This is a genomic window from Acetobacterium sp. KB-1 (assembly GCF_003260995.1).
Taxonomy (GTDB): Bacteria; Bacillota; Clostridia; order Eubacteriales; family Eubacteriaceae; genus Acetobacterium; species Acetobacterium carbinolicum.
The window spans coordinates 1,132,508-1,159,091 of sequence record NZ_CP030040.1 but is presented as its reverse complement, the minus strand read 5'-3'; the positions used below and the strand labels follow the sequence as shown (position 1 = coordinate 1,159,091).

At 43.0% G+C, this 26,584-nt stretch carries 25 protein-coding genes; 18 read left to right on the top strand and 7 right to left on the bottom strand.

The genetic code is table 11. The features are described from left to right. The first annotated feature begins 97 nt into the window (after positions 1-97). The 6 genes from DOZ58_RS05350 to DOZ58_RS05325 all read left to right on the top strand — a co-directional run bounded on the left by DOZ58_RS05350 (position 98) and on the right by DOZ58_RS05325 (position 4,309). Positions 98-715 carry a B12-binding domain-containing protein gene (locus DOZ58_RS05350; protein ID WP_111887374.1) on the top strand — a complete coding sequence of 206 codons (618 nt, stop codon included), beginning with the start codon at positions 98-100 and terminating at the stop codon, positions 713-715. Between the two features lies 1 nt (position 716). Continuing rightward, positions 717-1,844 carry a uroporphyrinogen decarboxylase family protein gene (locus tag DOZ58_RS05345; RefSeq protein ID WP_111887373.1) on the top strand — a complete coding sequence of 376 codons (1,128 nt, stop codon included), beginning with the start codon at positions 717-719 and terminating at the stop codon, positions 1,842-1,844. Between the two features lie 13 nt (positions 1,845-1,857). Further along, positions 1,858-2,661: a dihydropteroate synthase gene (locus tag DOZ58_RS05340; protein WP_111887372.1), complete on the top strand. Its 804-nt coding sequence runs from the start codon at positions 1,858-1,860 to the stop codon at positions 2,659-2,661. 159 nt (positions 2,662-2,820) lie between these two features. Continuing rightward, a complete protein-coding gene (locus tag DOZ58_RS05335; protein WP_111887371.1) occupies positions 2,821-3,300 on the top strand; it encodes a B12-binding domain-containing protein in 480 nt (159 codons plus the stop codon). Next, positions 3,246-3,509, top strand: a complete 264-nt coding sequence (locus tag DOZ58_RS05330) for a hypothetical protein (protein ID WP_162624434.1) — start codon at positions 3,246-3,248, stop codon at positions 3,507-3,509. The genes DOZ58_RS05335 and DOZ58_RS05330 overlap by 55 nt, the downstream gene beginning before the upstream one ends. A gap of 74 nt (positions 3,510-3,583) precedes the next feature. Continuing rightward, positions 3,584-4,309: a GntR family transcriptional regulator gene (locus tag DOZ58_RS05325; protein ID WP_111887369.1), complete on the top strand. Its 726-nt coding sequence runs from the start codon at positions 3,584-3,586 to the stop codon at positions 4,307-4,309. A 92-nt stretch (positions 4,310-4,401) separates the two neighbouring features. Here DOZ58_RS05325 and DOZ58_RS05320 read toward each other — a convergent pair whose 3' ends face one another. From DOZ58_RS05320 to DOZ58_RS05305, 4 genes are all read right to left on the bottom strand, one after another. Beyond that, positions 4,402-5,178 carry a GDSL-type esterase/lipase family protein gene (locus DOZ58_RS05320; protein ID WP_111887368.1) on the bottom strand — a complete coding sequence of 259 codons (777 nt, stop codon included), beginning with the start codon at positions 5,176-5,178 and terminating at the stop codon, positions 4,402-4,404. Between the two features lie 12 nt (positions 5,179-5,190). Next, the gene (locus DOZ58_RS05315; RefSeq protein ID WP_111887367.1) at positions 5,191-6,192 is read right to left on the bottom strand and encodes an ABC transporter permease; all 1,002 of its coding nucleotides are present in this window, start codon (positions 6,190-6,192) and stop codon (positions 5,191-5,193) included. 13 nt (positions 6,193-6,205) lie between these two features. Then, a complete protein-coding gene (locus DOZ58_RS05310) occupies positions 6,206-7,120 on the bottom strand; it encodes an ABC transporter ATP-binding protein (RefSeq protein WP_111887366.1) in 915 nt (304 codons plus the stop codon). Positions 7,121-7,452: 332 nt separating this feature from the next. Next, a complete protein-coding gene (locus DOZ58_RS05305) occupies positions 7,453-8,262 on the bottom strand; it encodes a phosphatase PAP2 family protein (protein WP_111887365.1) in 810 nt (269 codons plus the stop codon). A 480-nt stretch (positions 8,263-8,742) separates the two neighbouring features. On the opposite strand from DOZ58_RS05305, the gene DOZ58_RS05300 reads away from it, so the two are divergent. The 8 genes from DOZ58_RS05300 (at position 8,743) to DOZ58_RS05265 (ending at position 17,370) form a co-directional block, all read left to right on the top strand. After that, positions 8,743-9,285 (top strand): DUF2284 domain-containing protein, encoded by a 543-nt coding sequence (locus DOZ58_RS05300; protein WP_111887364.1) that lies wholly within the window; start codon positions 8,743-8,745, stop codon positions 9,283-9,285. After that, a complete protein-coding gene (locus DOZ58_RS05295; protein WP_111887363.1) occupies positions 9,282-10,214 on the top strand; it encodes a DUF1848 domain-containing protein in 933 nt (310 codons plus the stop codon). Before DOZ58_RS05300 ends, DOZ58_RS05295 begins: the two co-directional genes overlap by 4 nt. A gap of 197 nt (positions 10,215-10,411) precedes the next feature. Then, complete coding sequence (locus DOZ58_RS05290) at positions 10,412-10,903, top strand: nitroreductase family protein (RefSeq protein WP_111887362.1); 492 nt, start codon at positions 10,412-10,414, stop codon at positions 10,901-10,903. Between the two features lie 328 nt (positions 10,904-11,231). Next, positions 11,232-11,807, top strand: coding sequence for a glycerol-3-phosphate responsive antiterminator (locus DOZ58_RS05285; protein WP_111887361.1), 576 nt, complete (start codon positions 11,232-11,234; stop codon positions 11,805-11,807). Between the two features lie 48 nt (positions 11,808-11,855). Next, positions 11,856-12,503, top strand: a complete 648-nt coding sequence (locus tag DOZ58_RS05280; RefSeq protein ID WP_111887360.1) for an SGNH/GDSL hydrolase family protein — start codon at positions 11,856-11,858, stop codon at positions 12,501-12,503. Positions 12,504-12,577: 74 nt separating this feature from the next. Continuing rightward, on the top strand, positions 12,578-14,110 hold the full coding sequence (locus DOZ58_RS05275) for an amidohydrolase (RefSeq protein WP_111887359.1): 1,533 nt from the start codon (positions 12,578-12,580) through the stop codon (positions 14,108-14,110). An 11-nt stretch (positions 14,111-14,121) separates the two neighbouring features. Next, positions 14,122-15,609: a glycerol kinase GlpK gene (glpK, locus tag DOZ58_RS05270; RefSeq protein WP_111887358.1), complete on the top strand. Its 1,488-nt coding sequence runs from the start codon at positions 14,122-14,124 to the stop codon at positions 15,607-15,609. A gap of 594 nt (positions 15,610-16,203) precedes the next feature. After that, on the top strand, positions 16,204-17,370 hold the full coding sequence (locus tag DOZ58_RS05265; protein WP_111887357.1) for an MFS transporter: 1,167 nt from the start codon (positions 16,204-16,206) through the stop codon (positions 17,368-17,370). Positions 17,371-17,440: 70 nt separating this feature from the next. On the opposite strand, the gene DOZ58_RS05260 is transcribed toward DOZ58_RS05265, so the two are convergent. Further along, positions 17,441-18,100, bottom strand: coding sequence for a TetR/AcrR family transcriptional regulator (locus DOZ58_RS05260; protein ID WP_242988611.1), 660 nt, complete (start codon positions 18,098-18,100; stop codon positions 17,441-17,443). A gap of 331 nt (positions 18,101-18,431) precedes the next feature. Between DOZ58_RS05260 and DOZ58_RS05255 the strand changes: the two genes are divergently transcribed. Next, positions 18,432-19,616: an MFS transporter gene (locus DOZ58_RS05255; protein ID WP_111887355.1), complete on the top strand. Its 1,185-nt coding sequence runs from the start codon at positions 18,432-18,434 to the stop codon at positions 19,614-19,616. 158 nt (positions 19,617-19,774) lie between these two features. Here DOZ58_RS05255 and DOZ58_RS05250 read toward each other — a convergent pair whose 3' ends face one another. Then, complete coding sequence (locus DOZ58_RS05250; protein WP_111887354.1) at positions 19,775-20,155, bottom strand: hypothetical protein; 381 nt, start codon at positions 20,153-20,155, stop codon at positions 19,775-19,777. Between the two features lie 395 nt (positions 20,156-20,550). Then, positions 20,551-21,285 (bottom strand): MerR family transcriptional regulator, encoded by a 735-nt coding sequence (locus tag DOZ58_RS05245; RefSeq protein ID WP_111887353.1) that lies wholly within the window; start codon positions 21,283-21,285, stop codon positions 20,551-20,553. A gap of 233 nt (positions 21,286-21,518) precedes the next feature. On the opposite strand from DOZ58_RS05245, the gene DOZ58_RS05240 reads away from it, so the two are divergent. From DOZ58_RS05240 to DOZ58_RS05230, 3 genes are all read left to right on the top strand, one after another. Next, on the top strand, positions 21,519-22,805 hold the full coding sequence (locus DOZ58_RS05240) for a 3-isopropylmalate dehydratase large subunit (protein ID WP_111887352.1): 1,287 nt from the start codon (positions 21,519-21,521) through the stop codon (positions 22,803-22,805). A 14-nt stretch (positions 22,806-22,819) separates the two neighbouring features. Continuing rightward, complete coding sequence (locus DOZ58_RS05235) at positions 22,820-23,341, top strand: 3-isopropylmalate dehydratase small subunit 2 (protein WP_111887351.1); 522 nt, start codon at positions 22,820-22,822, stop codon at positions 23,339-23,341. Between the two features lie 198 nt (positions 23,342-23,539). Continuing rightward, entirely contained in the window at positions 23,540-26,527 is a 2,988-nt protein-coding gene (locus DOZ58_RS05230; protein ID WP_111887350.1) for an ATP-binding protein, read from the top strand. Positions 26,528-26,584 lie beyond the last annotated feature (57 nt).

The following is a 26,584-nucleotide window of genomic DNA, read 5'->3' as shown; positions in this document are numbered from 1 at the left end:
TAACAGAAATTTCATTTTTTTAGAAAAATAATTGATTTGTTAATATTGATGGCGATGCTCCTCTGCAAAAAAAGTAAAAAAATTGGAGGAATGTAAAATGGCAAAAATCAGTGAATTACTGGCGAGTCTGGAAATGGACGAGCTGATGGAAGCAGTGCAGAAGGAATTGGACAATGGTACGGATCCGGTTGCGATCCTCAAAGAAGGCGAAGCCGGGATGGTCAAAGTTGGGGAAATGTTTAGTGCCGGAGATTATTTTGTATCCGACCTGATGATGTCCGGCGAAATGTTCAAGGAAGTGGGCGAAATGCTGGAACCTCACCTGGCTGGAAAAACCGGAGATGTTCTGGGAAAAGTGGTACTGGGTACGGTTGAAGGCGACATCCATGATATTGGCAAAGACCTGGTTTATATCATGCTTAAATCCGGTGGGTTTGATGTCATCGATGTCGGTGTGGATGCTAAGCCCGAGGCCTTTGTGGATGCTCTGAAAGAATCCGGGGCACCTGTTCTGGCACTGTCCTGCTTACTGACCACCTGTTATGACTCGATCCTGAATACCGTTAAAGCGGTTGAAGCAGCGGGACTAAGAGACCAGGTGAAAATTATCATTGGTGGTGGACCGACGGATGAATCGGTTGTCAGATATACCGGTGCCGATGCCGTAGGGGATGACGCCCAGTCGGCAGTCAAATTATGTAAGGAGATGCTATAAGATGGCTAGCCAATTATACGAAGAAAGATGCCAGAAAATTAAGGACACGGTTAATTTTGAGAATAAAAAAGTGACCACCTGTTATATGGGACAAGCGGCTCCGGCAGCCCATATGGGTGTAAAAATGAAGGATTTTGCAATGAATCCCGATATTAACATCAAAACTACCTTGGATTATATCAATGAAATCAATACCATTACGTCAGTGGATTGTATAAATGTAGGGGTTAACGGGATGCGGTCTGATCATAGTCTGCCAATGGCATGGTTGTCAAAAATAAAAATGCCGGGTAGAGAATTACCGGATGATTCATTATGGCAAGTTGTAGAAACCGACATTCTGAGTCGGGAAGATTATGACGTGATAATAAAACAGGGCTTTGATGTAGTTTTTAATCGAATTTTACCGCAGTTGGTGGATATGGATGAATTTCAGGAAACCATGGCTTATCAACAGAAGAACGGACAGAAAAATGCTGAGTTATTTATCGACAGTAATTATCCGGCAGTGAATAGTGCCTTTGCCAGTCCGCCGTTTGAAGTTTTGTGTGGCGGGCGATCGATGTCGCAGTTCTTTATGGATTGTTATAAAGTCCCGGATAAGATTGAAAAAGCAATTGATGTGATGTTGCCCGGTTCGATTGCGGGGATGTTAGCAACCTTGAACCCCCAATATGGCAATGGTGCCTGGGTTGGTGGATGGCGTGGGGCCAGTGCCCTGGTATCCCCCCAAATTTGGAATCGCCTTGTTTGGCCGGGAATGAAAAGTATGGCTATGGCGCTGGTTGAAAACAATCATATTGCTACCTTTCATCTTGATCAGTGTTGGGATCGCGACATTGAGCGTTTTCTCGAAATGCCGGTCAAGAAATCGATCATTAATACAGATGGCATGACTGATCTGAGAAAAGCAAGAAAGGTTTTGGGAGAACATGTCGCGATTATGGGTGATGTACCATCACCCTTGTTGGCAACCGGGACAACACAGGAAGTGAAAGATTATGTTAACAATCTGATTGATGATATCGGCCCGACAGGACTGTTTATCACAGCCGGATGTGATGCACCCGCCAACACGAAATTTGAGAATATGGTGGCCATGTTCCAGGCTGCCAACGACTGGAAGTAGAACAGGAGCTATAATGATATTTATCGGAGAAAAAATAAACGGCACCCGCAAAGCCATTCAGGAAGCGATACTGGACCGGGATGCGGACTTCATCAAAAAAACCGCATTGGATCAGGCCAACGCCGGGGCTGACTATCTGGATATCAACGCTGGCACTGATCCCTCCCGGGAAAAAGATGATATGCTATGGCTATTGGAAGTGGTACAAGCAGTTACCGATATTCCCATCTGTATTGACAGCTCTACCCCTGATGTTATCAGAGCCGCCATCCATGCTGTTAAAGTAACGCCAATGATCAACTCGATCAATGGTGATCCCCTGCGTCTGGAAAGCTTTATTCCCTTTATTAAGGAGCGGGACTGCCAGGTTATTGCTCTGGCTTTGGATGAGTCCCAGTCGGGTATGCCTAAAACCGTAGCGGAACGGATGACGGTATTGGAACGGATTTTTATAGCAACTCGGACAGCCGGTATTGCCGATGATCAGGTCTATGTGGATCCGTTGATCATGGCGGTGGCAACCGATCAACAGGCTGGACTGATTGCCTTTGAATCGATCCGGTCGATTCGCAGCACCTACCCGGAAGCTCATATCACCGGCGGACTGAGCAACATTTCTTTTGGGCTGCCTAACCGGGCGTTGGTCAACCGCACCTTTCTGACGCTGGCCGTAGCAGCCGGCATGGATTCGGCAGTGGTCAATCCGGAAAATGTACCGTTGATTGAGTCACTGAAAGCAACGGAGCTGTTGCTGGGGAAAGATCGCTTTTGCCGGAAGTACACCACTGGGGCCAAAATTGGATTCGTCAAAAAATAAGAGAGTTTACTAAAAAACATACTGGTTTCACCAGCCCTTTTTCTGAGATTTGGAAAAAGGGCTGGACTGGTTCAGTTAATAGAAAAGCAGGTAGGTCCAAAAAAGCATGTGTGTTATAATCGAACGTACAGATCTGTACGTTAGCGCTGAGGAGGAGAAATGAAGGAAAAACTGATTGAACTGATTGCTGACCTAAAGCTGGATGAGGCTGAAGAGCTGGCCGATAATCTAATTGGGCAGGGCATCGACGTTCAGGATCTCTATGATCTGGTGATGGAAGGCCTGGCAAAAATTGGGAAAAAATATGAAAGTGGTGAATGCTATATTGCTGATCTGATTGTATCGGGAATGATTGCTAAAAATATTTTCGCCGCTGCCAATCTGGAACAGGGAAGTCGTTCCGCAGAAAAGTCTCTTGGTACCGTCCTTTTCGGAACCATTTTTGACGATATCCACGACATTGGCAAGGATTTGATGATCGATGCGCTGGAAAATCGGGGTATCTGTGTCATTGATTTGGGAGTAGACGTAAAGGTGTCAAAATTCGTGGAAGCCGTCAAAATTCGTGGAAGCCGTCAAAATTCGTGGAAGCCGTCAGACTGCATCAGCCGGACATCATTGCGGTCAGCTGCGTTATGACCAATTCCATTCCTTATCTGCAGGAGCTGGGTAACACGCTTGAAACGGAAAATCTGCTGAAAAGCTGTCGTTTTCTGTTGGGAGGAGCAGTGGTCAATCAGGATTATATCAAAATTCCCCAGATTGATTTCATGACCAATAATTTCTATGAAGGCATTCAATATTGCGAGGTTTACCTGAAAAAGAAAAAGGGGGAGTTGGATAAATGAGTGATGTTTTATATTTGGCAGGGGGAGTTGGATAAATGAGTGATGTTTTATATTTGGCAGGGGGAGTTGGATAAATGAGTGATGTTTTATATTTGGCAATCGTGACGAGTTTAAAAGACAAGATCTTAAAAAGCCAACTCAAACCCGGCGATATGCTGAATTCTGAGACCGCTTTAATGCAGGAATACTCGGCCAGCCGGATGACTATCCGCAAAAGCCTGTCCCTGTTGTCCAATGAGGGATATATTTATTCGGTGCCCGGCAAGGGAAATTTTGTCTGTAAGCCGGAGGTGGATATTTTTCGGTTCAAGTTCAACAAATATGATGGCCTCAACATCCAGATTGATAACGTCAAACTGATTTCAGTTAAGGTGATTCGTCCAGTCAGACAGATTGCTCGGATTCTGAATCTGGAAGACAATCAGAAGGCGGTGGAGGTTAAGCGCATTCTTTATTCTGATGATAAGGAAATCGCCATGGAAATCATTTATTTGCCTTACGTCCACCATCAGCCGGTAATTGAAGATATGCTGAAATTTGCCAATTACATGAAGCCGGTGGAGGAAAAGCTGGCCTTTGTTTTGGATAAATCTTTGGATATTACGGTTGCGATGCCTTCGGAAGAAGTCCGTGAAAAACTCTGCTTGTCAGAAAATGAGCCAATTTTTGAAATCACGGAGCTGATCAGAAACGAGGCAACCCAGCAGATTCTTCAGTACGCCTGGTTTTACGTGAGCCCCAAATACTTGAGCATCAAAGCAGCGACTCCCAAAGACAGTGAAGACAAGCGGATTTTTTAAAATCGTCCCGGCCGGAAGTCCTTTATTTAGCGATTTACTTAATGTGTTTTTTAAATGGTTAGATCAAGGGCTTTTGATAACAGTGACTTTAGTCAATCAATGCCATTTAAAACGCGATCTAGCGCTTCGGCAATCACCTGATAGCCAATATTGCTGGGGTGAAACCGATCGGCCGCCAGGTAGGTATCCAGATGATACTTAAATGTGTCAGCGGTGGGGATGTAGGCCGTTTTTAAATCGGCATCGGCCATTAGTAGGGTTTTATAATTCCATTCAAATAATTTTTGAGAGAGTCGCGGATCCTGTTCGGGATAGGGATTATACAAACCGATCAGGGCGATTTGGGCCTCGGGATTAAGCGCCCGAATGCGGCTGAGGGTGGCTTCAAGATTTTCTTTATAGGCGTTAAAGGTCTCCTGAAAGATCACTTCCAAAGAGCGGGCATCCTCAGATTGGAGGCGACTCAGATCATTGCCGCCAATGGAGATAATAATCAGGTCAGCTGCTGCAATATACGGGGCATTTTCGGGTGCGGCCACAAGCGCAGCCAGTTCCGAGCTGATGGCCCCAGAGACCGATAGATTCACGACTTCCATGTTTTTTTCAGGATCGATTAGCGCGGCATAGCGTTTACCCAGTCCCATATCCGGATCATCACCGACTCCGAATCCGATCGAATCCCCAAGAACTAAGATGGCTTTATTTGTGCTAGACGGTTCAGTTTGAATGGGCTCAGTGGCTTCGGGAAGTGTTTCCTGTTTTTTTTCGCCGCCATTGGTGATGGTGATCGAAATGATTAATCCCGTCAGAAATACAAACATCAGGATGATTGATGCGAATAAGATCAGGGGCCATATTTTTTTGATCATGATTGCCTCCTTTTAAACCAGCACATCTTTGCGATTAAAAATCTGAAACCCAATCACCAGTGCGAGTATGCCCCATAAGCCCAGGGTGATGACTGAGAAATTCAGACTCATTCCCGGAATCGGCTGGTAGGAGCCGGTTAAATATCGGGTGAGGTCCAGATTAGAGACAAAGAAGAACTTGACGATCGGCCAGTCTGACAGAAAAAACTGCAAAAATTGTCCGCCAATCAAGGCCGCCATCAATACTCCAATGGCCGAGACCGTATTATCAACGATAATCGAAATCAATAGGGTCAGTGCAGCAATTACAATCGCAACATACCAGGTCAGCGAATAAATGAGTAAAGTATATTCAAAGCGGCTGACCAGAATCACCGCATCGGCGTTTAATTGCCCATCGATTAAGCGAAAGCCAGTGGCAACGGGTTCATCAAAGCCCCATTGTCCAAAGAAAAGATAGGATATCAGAATTGCCAGCAGCCCCATGATTAAGACCACCAGGGTGGTCATCAAAAGTAGTGCAATCAATTTGCTCAGCAAAATTTTCCACCGCGGTACCGCCCGGGTTAACAAAACCTTGATGGTTCCGGTTGAAAATTCACCAGAGACCAGATCGGCTGCGAGGATCACGATGATCAGGGGAATCAGCAGTGAGATGCCCTGTTCGACAAAATCGACGCTGAACTTAGCGGCGCTGGGAGTAATCGGGTTAATATCATTATCGATAAAATAACGCAGTTGCTTGATCTCAATTTCAATGGAGGCAATGCCGTCCTCGGGAATATAGGGGCTATCAAGGCGCTTTTCAAGATCCTCAAGTTGCTGGTTGGCCAGGCTTTTCCAATCGTAATTGCCAGTGTCTGAGAAATTATTGAAGCGGTCAATATTTTTCTCATAGGTATATTGCTGGCCATAGGAAAGCAGGGTAATGAAAATCATCAGCAAGCCGATAATCAGAATCAGTTTTTTCTTAAACAACAGCTTGGTGACTTCATTGCGAATGAGGTTTAGCATGATTTTATCCTTTCTATTGAATGGCTTTATGGTTGGTTAGGCTGAGGAAGAGTTCTTCTAAGGTCGTATTTTTAGCCGCGACTGTTTGCAGTTCCAGGCCGGAGGCGATCAGGATAGCATTGATTTTAGGCAGTATTTCCAGATCGATGGCGGCAATTAGCTCGTTTTGAACCGTGATTCGGGATTCCAGCTTAAACTGCTCACTGAGGATTTTTTGCCCCTGGGCGGGATTGTTTAAAACCCATACGATTTCACCGGTCGATAACATTTCTGACACTGTGCCGTCCCGAACAATCATCCCCTGATTGATAATACAGACTCGGTCACACATCAATTGGACTTCACTGATTAAGTGTGAAGAAATAAGGACTGAAATCCCTTTATCTTTAGCCAGAGATTTGACAATTTCGCGAAATTCATGGATACCCTGAGGATCAAGGCCGTTGGTAGGTTCATCAAGAATCAGTAAATCAGGTTGATGAATCAGGGCCTGAGCTAAACCGATCCGTTGTTTCATGCCCATCGAATAAATACTCACCTTATCATGGATGCGCTTTTCCATACCGACCAGTGCGATGGCATCATCAATCGCGGCCTTGGTAACCTGCTTTGACATGGCGCCCAAGAGTTCCAAGTTTTTATAGCCGCTTAGATACTCGTACAGATCAGGGCCCTCAATGATGCAGCCCACATGTGACATCGCATCGACATAATCATCACGAATTGAATGCCCACAGATTGAAATGGTCCCACTGCTGGGCCGCGACAAGCCGACTAGCATTCTTAACGTTGTCGATTTGCCGGCACCATTGGGTCCTAAAAAGCCTAAGACTTCACTCTTATTAAGCTGAAAACTGATGTCTTTAATAATTTCTTTCTTCTTAATGCTTTTGGATAGGTTTGTAACGTTTAAAACTGGCGTATCCATAAAAACCTCTCTTTATAGCAGATGATTGGAATGTTTCTAATTAACTATATGCCCGGAAAGAGGGCTTTCAAACAACGAAGTTTAGAATACTTTGATGAGATCCCTGCCAGATCGTGGTTAAAGCGAGTCCCATCGCTTTAGCAACAAAAACCTCGGCAATCCTGTTGTCGAGGTCCTTTAGTCGTGGCCATTAAAACGAGATCATTTTTTATTTCCTTCCTAGTATGCTCTCAGTTGATAAGTAAATACTCTTTTCCACTCAGTTAAAAAAATTATATCAACAGCGCGTCACAATTATTAACCAAGACCTGCAGCAGCTCCTGTGTTAAATGTCAAAATGAATTAGTAAGAATTACGCTTAAAATTCCCCATGTTGTCCCGAGCATTGCGCCTCCGAGGACATCCCGTGGGTAGTGCATGCCGACATAAATACGCGTGATCCCAACAAACGATGCCATCAGATAGATAGCCAACCAGATAAAAAAATTGGTGTGATCATAGGGTAATAGAAAAGTTGCCATAAAGAAGGCCTGACTGGTATGTCCGCTTGGAAAAGAACTGCCTCTGGCTTGGGACCCGACAATGCGACTGTTTTCAATCTTTTTATATGGTCGGGTACGATGGATAAGCACTTTTATTGATTCAACCACTAACCACAATGATAAGGTACCTAGTGCAAAGGCATACGCAAGGAAATGACGCCCTGAAAAATATAAAATAATGGCAACACTCATTGCAAAAAGGCCATTGCCAATCTGTGTAAAAAAAAGCATGATCCAATCAAGCCAGACGGTTCGGTGTCCATGCATATTAAAATAGGTAAAAACCCAGACATCAACACGCTGACCAATTGACCATACAAGTGAAATGGCTGTTAAACTAAAAATCAGTACCAGGATAATCAGAGATTTTTGGTTTTTTACGGTCCCTAAAAAAACGATCCATACGTAATCAGGAATGAACAAAAGAAACGAAAAAAAGACAAGGGCTACCATAATTAACCAATAAATAGGTGGAATTCGATGCATTCCAGTGATGAATTTTTGCCATACGTCGTGAATTTTAACCACCGGCAAGGGGACTTTTCTGGTTTTTTTAGTGCCTTTGCCTCTTACGGGCTTATCCGGATTTTTACCCTTCATTTTGCTCTAGAACCGGTATTAAAAATGAGTTTAAGGCGTTTTGGTAACAGATTTGTTTTTAAAATTTTCATTGTTTATTCCTCCAAGGTTTCAGTTTTTTTCATTTCGTTTATCATTTCATCCAACAACATTTTGTCTTCGGTTTTCTTCTTTACCATTAGTCTAAGCGTTTTCTCTAGAAATTATATCATAGCCAACTCAATCCAGCCAACTTACAATATGTTAAGAGATCAAAACCTTTGCAAGACGAAAGTGTTGAGCAGAAAAAGGAAGCAAAATTGTCGGAGCGATTGTGATCGATGAAGTCGTCAAACAGATAAACGAACCAACCGATTAACGATTTAAACTTGTTGTTACACGATCCTAATGCTAAAATAGGTTATTGCTTCTTGCAACCGCAAGCCACCTACAATTGTAATGAGAACTAATAGTCAAAGCTGGATATGGCTAAAGAGCAGGCTCAAATAGGAGGAAACACGAATGAAAGATTATCTAAAACAGGGAGAATTTACTGAGATCGCAGAACTTAAGGATATCAAAGACATTCAGATCACCCAGGAGGTGCGTGATCGTTGTGCCGATAATTATTGCGGATTTTATGGTAAGAATCACATGTGTCCACCGGCAGTGGGAAATCTGGATCATTATCGCCAGATGATTAAACAGTATGATCACGGATTGGTCTTTTCGAAAGCCTATCCGATCAAGTCACGCAGTGATTATAAAGGGATGGTAGCGGCTGGAGTTGCCTTTCGGGAAATCATTCAGGAAATTAACAGGAAGGCAAAAGCAGATCATCAGAATGGTGTTTTTTTTACAGCGGGAACCTGTGGAATCTGTGAAAAATGCGCCATTCTTGATGATGAGCCATGCCGGTTCCCAGATGAGGCGATTCCATCTCTGGAAGCAGCAGGAATTGATGTAGTCCAACTGAGTCGAGATCTGGGAATGAAGTACAACAACGGTGCAGATAAGGTGACGTATTTTGGGCTGGTGGTATATCGGGAAGGATCGGCAAGATGATTTTAAACACCGGCAATCGCACCGATATTCCGGCATTTTATAACGCGTGGTTTTATAATCGTATCCGGGCAGGTGATGTCATGGTTCGCAATCCCTATTATCCCCAGCAGGTCATCCGATACCGCTTGAGCCCGGAGGTGGTCGATTGTCTGGCTTTCTGCACCAAAAATCCGGCTCCGATGCTTGACCGGCTGGCGGAAATCAGTATTTTTAAACAGTTCTGGTTTGTGACTATTACCCCCTATGGCCGGGACATTGAACCCCATGTGCCGGACAAGGTCCAGGTCATTGAGTCCTTTAAACGACTGTCCGAGGCGGTGGGGATTCGGGCCGTGGGTTGGCGCTATGATCCGATTTTTATTTCGGAACAATATCCGATGGAATTCCATTTGGAAAGCTTTGAGCAAATGGCCGCCAGCCTCAGCGGCTATACTGATCAGGCGGTGATTAGCTTTATCGATCTTTATAAAAAAACCCGGCGTAATTTTAATGGTGTTCAGGCGGTCACGGCAGCAGAACGCATTCAAATCGGACAGACTTTTGCCGCTATCGCCGGAAAAAATAAGATGACGCTGCGGACCTGTTGTGAAGGAACGGAGCTGGAACCCTATGGGGTTGACTGTTACGGCTGTATGACAAAGGCTGTGTTGGAGCGCGCTATCGGAGTCAGTTTGAAAGTACCCAAAAACCGTCATAATAGTCGGACAGGCTGTGACTGTCTGCTGGGCAGCGATATCGGGGTTTACAATACCTGTGGTCATGGTTGTCGATACTGTTATGCCAATCACGATGACCAAACGGTTAAGTACAACATGAAAAACCACGATCCAAGTTCGCCTTTTTTAATTGGCAATGCCATGTCAGAAGATGTTATCAAAGAAGCCAAACAGGTATCCTATCTGGATCGGCAGCTGTCATTATTTTTATAAATTGGTTCAGAAATGTTTTTTTCGGTCATTAGGGATTCCTTTTAAATTATAATGGATACTTACTATCATTTTGGGTAGTAAGTGACTAATACGTGTATACTTGTATTTTTGAAAATCATTGGTAAAATGATAACATGAATAGAAGTAAGACATATGCAATCACAAAATTACAATTATAAAATTATTGGAGGAAAAAAATGAGTGCAATTTTTAGTCGAACCAGTGTTAGAAAGTATGAAAATAAAGAAGTGGAAGGGGAAAAAATTGATGCGATTCTAAGAGCCGCGATGGCCGCCCCATCAGCTGCCAATCAACAGCCCTGGGAGTTTTATGTGGTTAAAAAGAAAGAAACCATGGCGGCGCTGGCTGATTGTAGTCCCTATGGTGGATGCATCAAGGATGCCGCCATGGCGATTGTACCAGTTTACCGTAAAGAAATGATGATGCCGGAATTTGCCGATATTGATATGGCTGCTTGTACCCAGAATATACTTTTGGAAGTCACCGAACTGGGTCTGGGTGCTGTCTGGATTGGTATTGCACCGTTGGCAGACCGGATGGAAAATGTCCGAAACGTGTTAAAGGTACCGGATCATCTGACACCCTACGCCATTATTCCAATTGGTTACCCGGTTGCAGAAGCTGATCAGAAAGACCGGTTTGATGTAACCCGAGTCCATTTCGAATAAGTCCAGAAAATTACTATCAAACGATCAAAAGCCGTAGCAACCCCAAAAGGTTGCTGCGGCTTTTTTAGAATTTGCGGATGATCGCCAGAGCCCATCATCGCTATTTTTTAACATACTAGCTATTGACACCGTGGTAAAAAAGTTATAAAATTTAAAAAGAAAACCATTACAATAGAATAGTGTTGGACAAGAGTTTAAGAGATGTCCGTATGATACTGAGGATGAAGCAAACAGGATTGACTGGATTGTGTCCTTTGTATGATGCGGACTTTTTTCATGCTTAGCAAAGAAAAAAGAGAGTCTTTAATGAAAGAAACAGGTGAAATTTATGGTCACAAATAAGTCTGAGACATTACGGTTTAAATCGGTCATTCCTTCTGTACATCAACGGAAAGAGTTACTCTATGCCATGGAAAAAACCGACGCTGATTGGATTATGCTCAAATTGGGAGATGTCAATACTTTGCCCCAATTAGTTAGTCATATCCATCGTTCCGGAAAAAAAGTGATGGTCCATCAGGATTCAATCAAAGGAATTGCCCGAGATAAAATGGGTATTCAGTATATGGCTAACTGTGGTGTGGATTGTGTCATTACGATGAAATCCCCCTGTGTGAAGTATATCAAAGAAACAGGATTGATTTCAGCGTTTGGATTTTTTGTGATCGATTCAAATGCGTGTCGAACTGGCCTTGTGAGCATCAAAGAACATGAACCCGATGTGGTCATTCTAATGCCGGGAACTATTCCGGAAAGAATTATTGGTGACATAAAAAAAGAAACTCAAGCACCAATTATTTTAGGGGGATTAATGACAACTTGTGAGCAGATCAGCGCTGCCATCAAAACAGGGATTGCGGCTGTAGCTACCAGTAATTGGGAACTCTGGAATCTGGAATGCTGAAGCCATTATAATTGGTATCAAAAATTTATATAAGTGGAGGAAAAACGAATGAAAAATGTGATGATTTTTGGTGACTCAAACACCTGGGGGTGGGATCCATCCAATGACCTGGTTTCAGTGATCAAGCGGTGGCCAGATGAAGTTCGGTGGGCAGGAGTATTGCAGGCAGAGTTGGGCAATGACTATAAAGTGATCCCGGAAGGTTTAAATGGTCGGACCACCGTTTGGGATGATCCCATTGAAGAATATCGTTGTGGAAAGCACCATATTATTCCGTTGCTGGATTCCCATGCCCCGCTGGATTTAGTCATTATTATGATTGGTACCAATGATTTAAAATGTCGTTATACCGTTACCGCCCAGGATATTGCCAATGGCGCCAGCATTATTCTGGATAAAACCTTGGCACAGATCGGCGCGTTCGGTGCCAAGGGACCAAAGGTGTTATTCATTGCACCGCCACCACTGGGCCCGATCGAAGATGGTCTTTTTAAGTATATGTTTGAAGGAAACCGAGAAAAATCGGTTCAAATGGCACAATTTTATAAAGGTGTGGCAGAAAGTCGGGGAGTAGCCTTCTTTGATGCTGGAACAGTTGCCAAAGTTAGCGCTATTGATGGTTTGCATCTGGATGCAAGTGGCCACTCGACATTGGGAAAAGCTGTCGCAACTGAAGTTAAAAAGATACTCGAATAGATAAAAAAACAGGCGACCTCGTGTCGCCTGTGATAGTTAAAACCATATTGAACAGAATGAGGAAGGAGTCGGCAATGGAAAATAAACTTGCCCTCATTAATGGAGTTGGTATCACCATGGATAAAGAGCAACCTCTATGCCAGGGTATTTATATCAGCGATGGAATAATTACAAAAATCGGAAGTAGTCAAGAAATAAAAAAACTGGCCGTCCAGGAAAAAGCAGAGATGATTGATCTGGAGGGAAAAACATTTTTGCCCGGTCTTCATGATTGTCATGTTCACATGATGAGCACCGGCTTGTCAGCTTTAGGCATCAATTTGTTTGACTGTCAATCCATTAATGAAGTGATAACAAAACTGAAAAAATCAGCCAAGAAAGAAAATTGGGTATTTGGCTACGGACTGGATGAATCCCGGTTGATTGAGAAAAGGCCACCGAATGCTAAGGAACTGGATGTATTTTTTGGTGAACGGCCTGTGTATCTCATTGATCGGGGATTACATTATACCCAGGTGAATACCCTGGCCATGGAAATCATGGCGTTTACTGGAAATGAAGAAGGGCTGAGCAGGGATAATAATGGGAACCTGACGGGAAGACTTCATGCGTTGGCCAATGCCCATGCCCGAAAATATTTTTTTGATAAGTTAACCTGGGAACAGCGGGAAGAGGCCATTCGTCATACTGCAAAAATGGCGGTGGAAAAGGGTGTAACCACGATTCATGCAATGGAAGGCGGGGATTTGTCGTCAGATGAGGATATTCCAGTATTTTTAGAAATAATAAAAAACTTGCCGATTCATGTGGTACTCCACTGGTGCACCACTGCGGTGGAAAATGTGGTGGAAAAAAACTTGAAAATAATCGGCACCGATATTCTTTTGGATGGTTCTATCGGTTCACGAACGGCTGCTTTTAATGAACCCTATGCTGACGATCCTAGTATCCTGGGTGAACTCTATTACTCCGATGGGTGGATTATCAACTATATTGAATCCGCTCATCGAGCTGGCTTGCAAACGGGTTTTCATGCCATTGGTCAACGGGCGATTGCCCAGGTTTTAAATTGTCTGGAACAGGCGCTGCTTAACTACCCGGTCACTGATCATCGCTTTCGGATTGAACATTTTGGGTTTCCTGATGAACAAGACATTAACCGGGCGGCTGCTCTCGGTGTGGTGATCTCTACTCAGCCAGCCTTTACCTATTTGCGCGGAGGACCGGGTAGTGTTTATGAAAATCGGGTAGGACCAGAACGAAACCAACGGGCCTACCCGATTCGCGATTTTATTACTGCTGGCATCACTGTTAATGGTGGATCGGACTCAAATGTGACGCCAATTAATCCGCTTATGGGGATCCATGCGGCGGTGAATCCACCATATCGCCAGAATGCCATCACTCCCTTTGAAGCAATCCGGTTATTCACCATTGATGGTGCATTTACCGCAAAAGAGGAAAAAATACGCGGTAGCTTAAGCCCCGGAAAAAGTGGGGATGTCACCGTTTTGAATCGAAATCCGCTGGAAGATTCACCCGAAACTATCAAAGATATTGGTGTTGAGATGACAATTTTTAGAGGGAACGTTGTCTACAAAAAATAAAGGAGGATCAGATGAAATATATTTTAGGGATTGACGAAGGAACAACTGGTATAAAGGTGATGATCTTTGATCAGGCAGTTAATATTATTTCACAGGCTTATTCAGAATTTACCCAGCATTTTCCTCAATCCGGCTGGGTTGAGCACGACGCCAATGAAATTTGGGAGGTTACCTTGAAAATGGTAGCTGAGGCACTAAAAAATGGGAACATCAAGCCAGAAGACCTTGAAGCCATCGGTATTACCAATCAGCGCGAAACGACCGTGTTTTGGGATAAAAATACAGGTCAGCCAGTTTGTCGGGCGATTGTCTGGCAGGATCGACGGAGCTTGGCTATTTGTGAAGCATTAGAAGCCAAAGATGGAGCCGGTATTGTGGATCGAACCGGGATGATCATTGTTCCTAATGATGCAGCAACTAAAATTAGATGGCTTCTGGACAATGAGCCCAAGGTTAAGGCCGGAGTCGAAAAGGGCGAATTGCTTTATGGAACCATTGACACATGGCTGGTCTGGAAGCTTACCGCAGGCCGTGTTCATGTAACGGATTATTCTAATGCATCAGTTACTCTGCTACAAAATGCCAGAAACCTTGACTATGACGAATGGATTCTCAATGAATTGCAGATACCCAAAGAAATATTGCCAGAACTAAGAACCTCCAGTGAGGTGTACGGGCTGACCGACCCCACTGTTTTCTTTGGGGCCGAAATTCCGGTCGCCGGGATTTTAGGTGATCAACAGTCGGCTGCCTTTGGTCAGGGATGTCTGGAAAAAGGCATGGCTAAAAACACTTATGGCACCGGGTCTTTTATGGTAATGAATACCGGAGATACTTATGTTCCCCCTTCCGACGGTCTTTTCTCACCGGTTTTATGGAGTGCTAAAGGAAAAACGGATTATGGCTTGGAAGGAATGGCAGATGTTTCAGGTGCGGTGATCCAATGGCTGCGGGATGGTCTGGGCATAATAAATGACGCAAAAGAAGCGGAAGAACTGGCGCTTCAAGTGGAAGACAGTTTAGGGGTTTATTTTGTACCGGCGTTTGTGGGGCTAGGGGCACCCTATTTTGATTCCTATGCCAGAGGTACCATTATTGGTATTTCCAGAGGCACCACCAAGCATCACATTGCCCGGGCGGCTTTGGAATCGATGGCGTTCCAGGTGAAGGATGCTTTTAATGTGATGGAGAAGAAATCCGGCTTTAAACTAACAAAACTCAGGGCTGACGGCGGTGGCGCAAAAAGTGACTTTTTACTTCAGTTTCAAGCCGATATCTTAGGAATTCCTGTTGAGCGGCCAATCATTACCGAAACCACTACCCTGGGGGCAGTTTATGCTGCTGGTTTAGCAGTCGGCTATTGGGATAGTTTTGAAGAAATAAGCGAGTTCTGGAAAATTGAAAAACGATTCGAACCACAAATTGGTGAAGAAAAGCGTCAGGAACTATGTGCGTTCTGGGATAAAGCCGTTAAGCGCTCAATGGATTGGTTGGAATGAGTTTTTTAACAATCTAAACGATGGAAATGAATCACATGAATCAGAAAGCAACTTAACGACCGAAATAAGTAAATACAACGAATTATGAGCATTGAAAAATAAAATTAGGTAAAACGAAGCCGTATTCAACCAGCATTTTGTTGAATACGGCTTTTTAGGCTTTCTTCATGCGCTGAAGCTAAAAGAAAGAAAAACCAGTGTTTTTTTGTCACAAATAACCAGTCTGATTAAAAAATATGGGCATAGTGACCGGCTTTCGTTATCGCAATATTTGTTTTGGTAAGGATTTCTTTCATGTCGTTATAAAAAGACAATCAACTGGAATCAGATCTACTTTTGGTTTGCTTTGGGCAGACAGCCTTAGCTTTTCTTCCAGGGTATTAATCTGTGAGTGACAATTGGCTAGGTGACAAACAAATATTGCGTAGTTCAGGAAAAATTCAAGGTTTGTAGCCATAAGTAGACTCTTGTTAACACTGAACACGTTGACAGAAAAATCATGATGTAATATAATACACTAAATTTAACCGGTAAAATAAATGTGATAAATGAAATTATCGGGTGAAGAAACGTTATTATTATTGGGAGGAAGTTTTGGAAAAGAGAAAAATTAAACTTGCAATTCTGTCGATATCATCATTATTGATGATATCGATGACCGCTTCAGCAATTCTGGCTGATATTCAAGCTTATTTTGTGGGGGTGGACCCGTCGCTGATTTCGATGGTTTTAACCATTCCAGCATTGATGGGGCTGGTGTTTGCCTTTGCATCAGGGCCCTTATCGCTGCGTCTGCCAAAGAAAAACCTGGTGATTTTTGGTCTGGTCTGCGGCCTGGCCGGGGGGATGATCGCCCTGTTTTTTGGTTCAACCAGTATTTATGTGCTGCTGGGCTGCAGTTTGCTGTTGGGGGTTGCTCAGGGGATGAACGCCACGATGTCGATGGCATTAATAGCGGAATACTTTGTGGCGGAGGAAAGTGGTGCTCTGATGGGTCTTCAGTCAGCCTTTGTCAATGGTGGTAGCATGGTACTTCTATTTAGCTCCGGGATGCTGGCTGGGGTTTCCTGGCAAATGTCCTATCTGGTTTATCTGATTTTTATTCCGGTAATTGTTATTGTCATGAAAAATCTGCCTAAAGATAATCCGCCAGCTCATGTCGAAGAAAAACACATCCAAAAAAGTGCCAAGCTTAATGCCCGAGTTTATTTCACAGCCTTGACCATGTTTTTGTTTGGAGTCTTTCTGTTTGTCTTTCAAACAAATATTGCCCTCTATGTCGCTGGTAAGGGTTTGGGAGATGCCTCTACCAGTGGACTCATCAACACCGCGATGTCGGCATCGGGAATGCTTACTGGTATATTTTTTGGACGGATGCAGCGGGTTTTAAAAAAGTTGGTGATTCCGGCATCCTTACTCGTCGGTGGAACGGGGATGTTACTGATCTTTGTCCTGGGCAATCTGCCATCACTGTTTATTGGAGCCATGTGCTGTGGTTTTTGTCTGGCGACCATCAACCCGGCGGGAACCTTTGCTGCAGCCAATGCGGTACATCCTTCTATTAGTTCATTAGCGATTGCGATTGTCACGGCTTCGACTAGTGTGGGGATCTTTGTCTCACCCATCGTTTCTAATGGGGTCGCTAATTTTGCTGGTGGCAACATTGAAATTAAATTTTTGTTGGCGGCCGTCGGGCTCGCTTGTGTAGGGGTGATGTCATTTATTGGTAATGCCATACTGGATCGGAAACAGCTAATTTAACTCACTTGAACGTAAAAAACTCTCGGATTCGATTGTGAATCCGAGAGTTTTTTGTGGTTATGACTAAGTGTTACTCAATTTGGAAATAAGGCTTGAAGGAAAAGGGAACCTGTCTGATGACCTCTTTACTTTCTGCCAGAATGGCATCAATCCGAGCTTTATCAATATGCATCAGTATGAAGTTGAGTCGGGCGATATAATCCAGACAATCTTCCTGGGTGCAATTAAATTCACCACGATCGTAGGCCCATAAAACCGAAAAGGAGGCGCCTCGGGCGGCATTGGCAATCATTGCCAGCTCATCGGTATCATCATGAATATCCAGATGATAACGGCGATCATGAATTTTGTAGAGTCGGATGCTATCTTGACTAAACAGATCTTCATATTTGTCGTCAGCTAGTTCTTTCAAAAACCGCATAGCATTAGGATCGGTGAGAAACATCAGGTTATAGAGCCGAATTTCTACCGCGGTACTGACTTGAAGATCAGCCTTTCGTCCTTTGAAATAATCGGTATATAGTTTAAAAGCGATTTTATTTTTTAGTTCAAACAGGAAAGTATCACTGACTGCCCGGGCTAAGCTGGATTTTGATTTAAAGTAATAAGAAATTAAAGGTTTGGTAATTTCACAGATCTCGGCAATTTGATCCAGGTAGGTTTTTTTATAACCCTGCTCATAAAATAATTGGCTGGCCACCTGGAGAATTTGTTCTTTCTGGTTATTCATGGTCATCTCTCTCATGTTGTTATTTAAAGCTATTATTTAATTTTAACGTTTTTAGTTGATGGATGCAAGTATAATTTAATGAACCGGTTCAAATTAAATTAATTTAAAATATGTTGACAATTCGTAAAAAACCGATTACAATACAAATACTGAACCGGTTAAAATATTTAAACCGGGAGAATTAATCAAAGATAATCCTCGTTAAAATGGGAAATATGTTGTTATTATGCACTTAAATGGTAACAACAAAAGAAATGGAGGTAAAGGTGAGGACTTGCTTTGTTAGTCTCATTTCGTAAAAACATTAAGTATGTTTAAGAGGAGGAAAAAAATGAATCAAACAGTAAAACCTATCTCAACCTTTGCAATTTTGGCCATGGCATTTTTTGGAATGGGTGTCGGCACCATTACCCCTGCCCTTAATGCAATTTTTGTGCAGTTTTCGGATTTACCCATTACCACGCTTCTGCTGGTATCCACCTTACCCTCATTAACTGTTATTCCAGCTACCCTGATTGCCGGATCCGTAGCCGGTAGCAAAGTAAAATACCGGACTTTGGCAGTTTTTGGGATGTCGCTTTTTGTACTCGGCGGTGTAGCCCCCTTTTTTGCAACTGACTTTACTGTAATATTGCTAGAACGTGCCATCTTCGGGATAGGTCTTGGAATGGTGGTGCCTTTGGCTAATTCATTGGTTATGGGGGTATACGAAGGCGACAAAGTCGCAACGATGACAGGAATGGTTACACTCTCTATGAACATTGGCGGAATGGTACTCCAATTCTTGGGCGGTTATTTTGCTGGGATCGGCTGGAACTATAGTTTTTTACCGCATGCACTGGGTATTGTTTCACTGATTATTGTAATCTTTTTCCTGCCAGAGCCACCATCAATTCCAGTTACAGCTGAAAGTCAGGCGGCTCCCAAAGAAAAATTGCCGGTTAAACTGTTTATTATCGTACTGGTATTTGGCCTTTACATTTTGTCAATTTATCCCATGTTGGTTAATATGTCCACGCTGATTGTTGAACGGGGATTAGGAGACACGGCAACTGCAGGGATTGTCCTAGCACTTTTGACCATTGGTGGGATGATCGCTGGCTCGATTTTTGGAAAAGTATTTAAGGTTTCCGGCCGCTTTATTCTGGCGGTGGGCTATGCCTTCGGTTTTGTCGGATTGGCTATGGTCGTATTTGCCTCAAATATATTTATTTTGACACTTGGTGTCTTTCTTGAAGGGATCGCCATGTCGACACTGATACCGGCCAACATGATGATTATTTCGATGACAGTTAAACCGTCTCAAATGGCTTTAAGTGTATCAATGATTATGGCTAGTATGAATTTGTTTGGATTTTTATCAACCTACTGGATCGGCGCCATTGCAGCCATCACTGGGGACGCTGTAACAGCTCCGATCATGGTGGGGACGGTTGTTCTGGGCATCTTCTGTGTTCTATATCTGTTTATAAATCCACTTAAACCGAGTGCACCAGAAGTGGTAAAAGGTGTATGAATCATTAAGAATAGAACGGTTTTCTTAAAAGATAACCAATTAAAGCCTCCCATTATTACAAAATGGGGGGCTTTTACGTGGAATATTGAGTGAATTGTTGATACTTCTACTTAATGCAACAAGAAAGAGAAGGCTTTAAATAGTGATCTATGAAAAAGCTATAAATAGTGATCGTAACTGGAAAATGATTCTTTAATTTTACCATCGCCAAAGTCATTCATGGCCAGGTTGTAGTTAAAAAGAGATAGTTGCTCAAATGCAGATAGTTTATGTTTACTGGCCTTGAGGCATTCATGACATTGAGCGTCATTGGTTTCGGGAATCAAAATATCCTCGGTTCGTTTGACCGTATCAAAATCAATAGTTGTCAGTTTACAGTGACTTTCAATATCGACTTCTGTCCAGATGCTTTTTAAGAATTTCATGCAGGTTTTTTGCGGTTGTTCAAAGAGTTGCTTAATCTGTGATTGATTAAGATTAATCACTTTTTTTTCAAGTTCAGATAGAGAAAATAAGTTGTTTGAAATTAACTGATTCATTTGTAGTCTCCTTTTTTTTTTATATCCGCCAAATCGGTTTGGCTATTATTTTAGATTTTTATTTCCGGTAAAGTCCAGGTGACTGACTAAAGGACTAATTATTTATATTGGGGTCAATCGTCTCTCATTGATAGGGAATCGATTGAATGAATTAATAATAACAGATGAATGTGAATTTTATGTTAACAGATGCTTACGATTTTATGAAGATTTCGTGGCAGTTGTTAAATTTTGAGGATAAGTAGCATTGAGCATGCAAAAATAATTGGCTGGAGCAATTATTGGAATGAAGTTGGCAAAAATAAAAAGAACCATCTCGGGAAAAATTGTTGAAAAATCCCAAAATAGTTCTATAAAATAAGTGTAAAAACATTATATTAGGGGTCTAATCCCTATTAATCGGTGTAAATTCCAATGGCATCGCTCATAAACTGGGCCAAGCCCTCAGCATGGGTGTCAATGTTTTTCTTGAACCGGTCGTCATGAATGTACATCAGCCCCAGTCCGGATAGAATTTCTTTAGTACAGTCGTAGTAGTGCCGGGAGATGTGGGCCTGCCACTGGGCGACCAGATCCTGAACCGCCGGGTCTGAGGATTTCCTGTCCATATTTGCGACAAAACCGGCATAAATGGCTTCTGCTTCGTTGTGGATTGCTTCCCAGTTTTCAGGGGTATAGTTTTTGGTTCTTTTCTGACTTTGGCTGTAGGCGTCAGTTTTGCCCCAACGCTGTTTAACCTCGGTTTCATATTGCTTCTTGTTCGCGTCAATTTCGGTCATATCAAATGGTTTGAAATTCATGGTTTTTGCTCCTTCTAATTTTTGCTCCAGCAAGGCAATCAGTTTGTCCAGACGGCGTCGTTTAAGCATCAGCAGGTGGCGCTGTTTTTTAAAAGCATCCATTTCATCATAATCGGGATTGGCCAGAACTCCTTTGATTTCTTGAATTGAAAAATCCAGCTCCCGTAAGAACAGGATATTCTGGAGCTGCGATAAATTGGTTGCGTCGTAGTATCGATACTTATTTTGTGTGATCTCACTGGGAATCAGAATTCCCTCACGATGGTAGTAGTGAAGGGTGCGCACACTGACTCCGGTAAGCGTTGCCACTTCCTTAACCGTCATTTTCATTTTCGTCTCCTTGCTGAATGTTTTCGGTTTGGCTTTGCCTTACCTGATTCTATCATAAACTATGACCTTAGGTTAGAGTCAAGGGATAAATTAAAAAAGATTTCATTTTAATTCGAATTTCTCAACGATCAAGATTGATTTTTTTCAGGTTTATTGATCTATTTACAGCTTTGTGTCATAATAGATAGTATTCATATTGAAATTAAGAAAGCTTTCATAAGAAGGAGATTAAAATGGGTAAGACAATAGCAGAAAAAATATTTGATGCACATCGGGTAGATGAGCCGTTTCCAGATACACATGTATTAAAACTGGACCGGGTTTTCTGTCACGAAATCACTACTCCAATTGCCATCACCGATCTCATGGCTCGAGGGATAGATCGGGTTTTTGACCCCACCAAGATCAAGGCCGTCATTGATCATGTAACCCCAGCCAAAGATTCAAAAACCGCGGCACAGGGAAAGATCCTTAGGGACTGGGCCAGACGACATGAGATTAAAGACTTTTTCGATATCGGCAAAAATGGCGTTTGTCATGCGATTTTCCCGGAAAAGGGATTTGTCCGGCCAGGTTATACGATCATCATGGGAGACTCCCATACCTGTACCCATGGAGCCTTTGGGGCCTTTGCTGCCGGGATTGGTACGACTGATCTGGAAGTTGGGATCTTAAAAGGAGTCTGTGCCTTCCATTTTCCTAAAACCATTAAAATTGTCCTCACTGGTACATTAAAACCCGGCGTTTACGCCAAGGATCTGATCCTTTTTATCATCAAAGAACTGACTGTTAACGGCGCTACTAATATGGTCATTGAATTTACTGGTCCAGTGGTAGATGCGATGTCGATGGAATCACGAATGACCCTTTGCAATATGGCCATCGAAGCTGGTGGCACCTGCGGGATCTGCTATCCGGATATGACGACAGTCGATTATCTCTGGGATTTCATTCAGGACGAATTTGCCACCAAAGCAGACGCCCTGGCTGATTATTCCAAATGGGTTTCCGATGTTGATGCCGAGTACGAACGGGTGCTGGAATACAATGTTTCGGAACTGCAACCGATGGTTACCGTTGGTTTCAAGCCCGATCAGGTCAAAACTGTGGCTGAGGTGTCCGGCACCAAAGTCGATCAGATCTACATCGGCAGTTGCACCAATGGCCGGATTGAAGATCTGCGCATCGCTGCTGAGGTTCTAAGAGGCAAAAAAATCAGCGATAACGTCCGTGCCATTGTCAGTCCGGCTACTCCAGCTATTTATTCGATGGCCTTAAAAGAAGGCATCATCGAAATTTTCCAGGATGCCGGTTTCTGTGTTACCAATCCCACCTGTGGTGCTTGTCTGGGCATGAGCAACGGGGTGCTGGCTGAAGGTGAAGTCTGTGCTTCCACCACCAACCGTAATTTCAACGGCCGAATGGGTAAGGGCGGGATGGTTCATTTGATGAGCCCAGCATCCGCGGCGGCGGCAGCCATTGCCGGAACGATTGTAAATTCTTTATTATTCAAGGCTTAGAAAGGGGGAACGACATGAAGACATTTAAAGGAAACGTATTATTTTTAGATCGCAGCGATATTAACACCGATGAGATTATCCCGGCCAAATACCTGACTGAAATTACCAAAGAGGCTCTAAAACCGAATCTGTTAGAGGATCTGGTGCTGCCAGGCTTTGCCCGGGCTGACACCCAGGATAAGGCAGTGATTGTGACCCGCGAAAACTTTGGTTGTGGTTCGTCGCGCGAACATGCACCCTGGGCCCTGGAAGTCAATGGCATCAACGTGGTGATTGCCGAAAGCTTTGCCCGAATATTTAGGCAGAATATGTACAACTGCGGGATGTTCGCTATTGAACTGCCCAAGGAAACCATCGACAATTTGTTTTTAAACTATGCCGGCAAAGAAGTGACCATGGCAGTCGATGTAGATAGTAACCAGATTGTCATTCAAGCTGATGGTAAATCCGAAACCATTGATTTCAAGGTTGGCGAATTTGACAAAACCCTGGTTAAAGAAGGCGGCTGGGTTGGCTATGCTGATAAGAATTATTAAACTCACCTGACACGCGATTATGTGATTTTACTAAGGACTGCAAAGGATAATCTTTTGCAGTCTTTTTATTTATAGCGGAAATTGCGAAAAGAAAATGCTGTCGTCTGCTTGAAAGGTCATTTCATACTATCACATAGTGAATTATGGTGATATAATAAAAGAAAAAGTAGCGATCATTGCAGAATAGGGGGAAGAAAGATGCAAGAAAAATATAAAAAAATATTTATCAGTCTGATCATCATTTATGCCGTGGTCTATCTGCTGACCTTTCCGCTGGGGAACCATGCTCTGGTGATACTGCTAAAGCCTGGGGCGGCCCTTTTTGCCTGGTTATCGATGCGTTTTTTTGCACCGCTGATTGAAGTAAACCAATCAGTGAAAAAAATTGTTTCTTATGGTTTTTTAGCCTGGTTCTTAGCTGATGTCTTTGCCATGATGGGGGAAATGGTTGTTTTCATGGGAAACTATCAACAAATCGCTTTGTTTAGCCTTGAAGTCGTATTTTTTGCCATCAGTCGTATTTTGATTCTAGCCACCATTGCCGGACTTTATGGTTTTGTGACAAAGAAAACCAGCCAATTTCAGGTCATCGCCGATTTAATGACGGTCGTTGTCTGTATGGGAATTAGCTTCTGGTTGATATTTTTTAAACCCGAGCCTGGTCTACCTTGGTCGCTGATGATTTCTGGAGATCTGGCGACGATTTTCTCTTTTTTTTATTTAGGACTCAGCCTTTTTGTTCAGGGATTTTTGCTTTTAAACTGGCTTTATTTTAAAGAACGGGCCATTACCATTGGTCATAAAATAAGCCTGATTGGTTTTGCCATTGTTAGTTGGACAGATTTAATCAGTGCCATCTATTCCAATATGATTTATCAGGGTGATTTAATCGAACTGGCCTATCAGATAGGTGTGCTTATGATTGCCATTGGGGGCGTTTATTTTGATCATAATTCGGTCACCCAATTGACCGCCAGAAAAGAAAAAAAGAAAACGGCTACCTGGAAGAATGGTCTCTACTTTCTGGTATATCCGCTATTTGCCTGGTATATTATTGGTTTTGATATTGACATTTTAATTTATTTTTTAGCGATCGCCTTCTATATGGTCAGCTGCTTATACACCCGACAGATTGAAATGACCAAAATTGTACTAGAAAAGGAAATTGCCAGTAATAAAAAATTGAAAGACCAGCATTATTTTACAAACCAGTTACTAGATGCTATGCCCGGTGGTATATTCTATGTATCCCGGGATGATCAGCTGCTGGGAGTCAACAACAAGCTTTCCCGCCACTATGGCCCAGAAGTCGAAGATTATTTAAACCGAGATTTTTCAGAATTTCCCCATATGTCTAAAGCTGACTATCGGGAGTACTGTAAAATGAAGGAAGAAGCACTGTCAACCAGAAAGCCTTCTGTGCGCCAGTCGTCAGTTTTAAGTAGCGGTGGACGAGAGGTGTCGTTATTTAGTCTCAACGTCTATTATCTGGCAGACGGCTCGGTGGGTGGTTTTCTCGGCGTTTTTACGGATATCTCTGAGATCAAAGAAAAAGAAAGAGAACTCAAAGTAGCACTTAAAAATGCCAATGCCGCCACTGAGGCCAAATCGTTATTTCTGGCCAACATGAGTCACGAAATCAGAACCCCGATGAACGCGATTTTAGGGATGTCCCACCTGGTCAAACAGACTGATCTTGATGTTAAGCAGGAAGATTATATCAACAAAATTCACAGTGCGGCCACCTCGTTATTGGGGATTATTAACGACATTTTGGATTTTTCTAAAATTGAATCCGGCAAGTTGGAAATGGAAATCATTGATTTTAATCTAAAAAAGGTAATTAATGATACCATCTTGTTATTTACTGAAAAAATATCCGAAAGGAAAATTGAGCTCTTAATTAATTTGCCGCCACATTTACCACAGTGGTTTCGAGGTGACCCACTGCGATTAGGTCAAGTGCTCACTAATTTAGTGGGAAATGCTGTGAAGTTTACCAGCTCTGGAGAGATTGAAGTAGCAATCAGTCAAGAAGAACACCGGGGAAATATGCAGCAACTTAAGTTTTCTGTCCGCGATACGGGGATTGGGATTGCTCAGAAAAATCTGGAGCAATTGTTTGAGCCCTTCACCCAAAATGATAATTCCACCACCCGTCACTACGGTGGTACAGGCTTGGGTTTAAGCATCAGCCGTAATCTGATTGAAATGATGGGTGGTAAGCTTTGGGCAGAAAGTGATCTGGGGGTTGGTAGCACCTTTAGTTTTACGATCTGGCTGACGAAATCGGTACAACAAGTTAGTGGAAGAGAAACCGCATCGAATCGGGACAAAAAAAAATCGGTATGTCTTGCTGGGCTTAAGATTCTAGTAGCAGAAGATAATCCTGTGAATCGTCAGATTGCCGAAGAATTTCTGAAACAGGAAGGCGCTCTGGTGGACTCTGTAGAAAATGGGGAAGTAGCCTTAAATCGGATTATAGATGCCAATTACAAGGATTACTACGATCTCATCCTAATGGATATTCAGATGCCAGTGATGGATGGGTTCGAGGCAACCCGTAAAATCAGGGTTCTTAATGCGAACATTCCCATTTTGGCTATGACCGCCCGAACCATGTCTTCTGAACGCGATGAATGTCTAAAAAGTGGCATGAACGACCATATTTCAAAACCCATTGATCCCCAGGCATTGTGTCATGTCATTTTGAAATATGTCAAACCGAAATCAAAAGATGGGGTGTCAGATGCCGCAATAGAAGCGAGTGAGCCACCAGTGACGAAGGAAGAAAAATCTGACGCAATCAGAGCTGAAGCAACTAAGATTTTAGAAATCAACTGGGAAATGCTCACAAACCGATTGGGGGATAACCAGGATCTGATTTTAACCTTGCTGACGGTGTTTGCCGAAATCCATTCGGGTATGGCTGATGAGATGGAAACGGCCCTGGAAACACGAAATGAAGCGCTTCTCAAACAAAAGCTACATACCAATAGGGGCGTCTTGGGCAATATCGATGCGACTAATCTTTATCAGCAGGTTTGCAAAATGGAAGCAGAGCTATTTAAATCGGGAATGAATGCCATCTTACAACAGGATCTTATCACGTTTAAAGCGGACTTTAACCATTTTTATGCAGCCATTATGAACTTTCTTGACACCCAGTCGCAAGCGACCAGATAAATTCAAAACAGCTGCTTTTTTTGTCGTGCAGTTTATGCGCGTTATTTTTCACCCCCT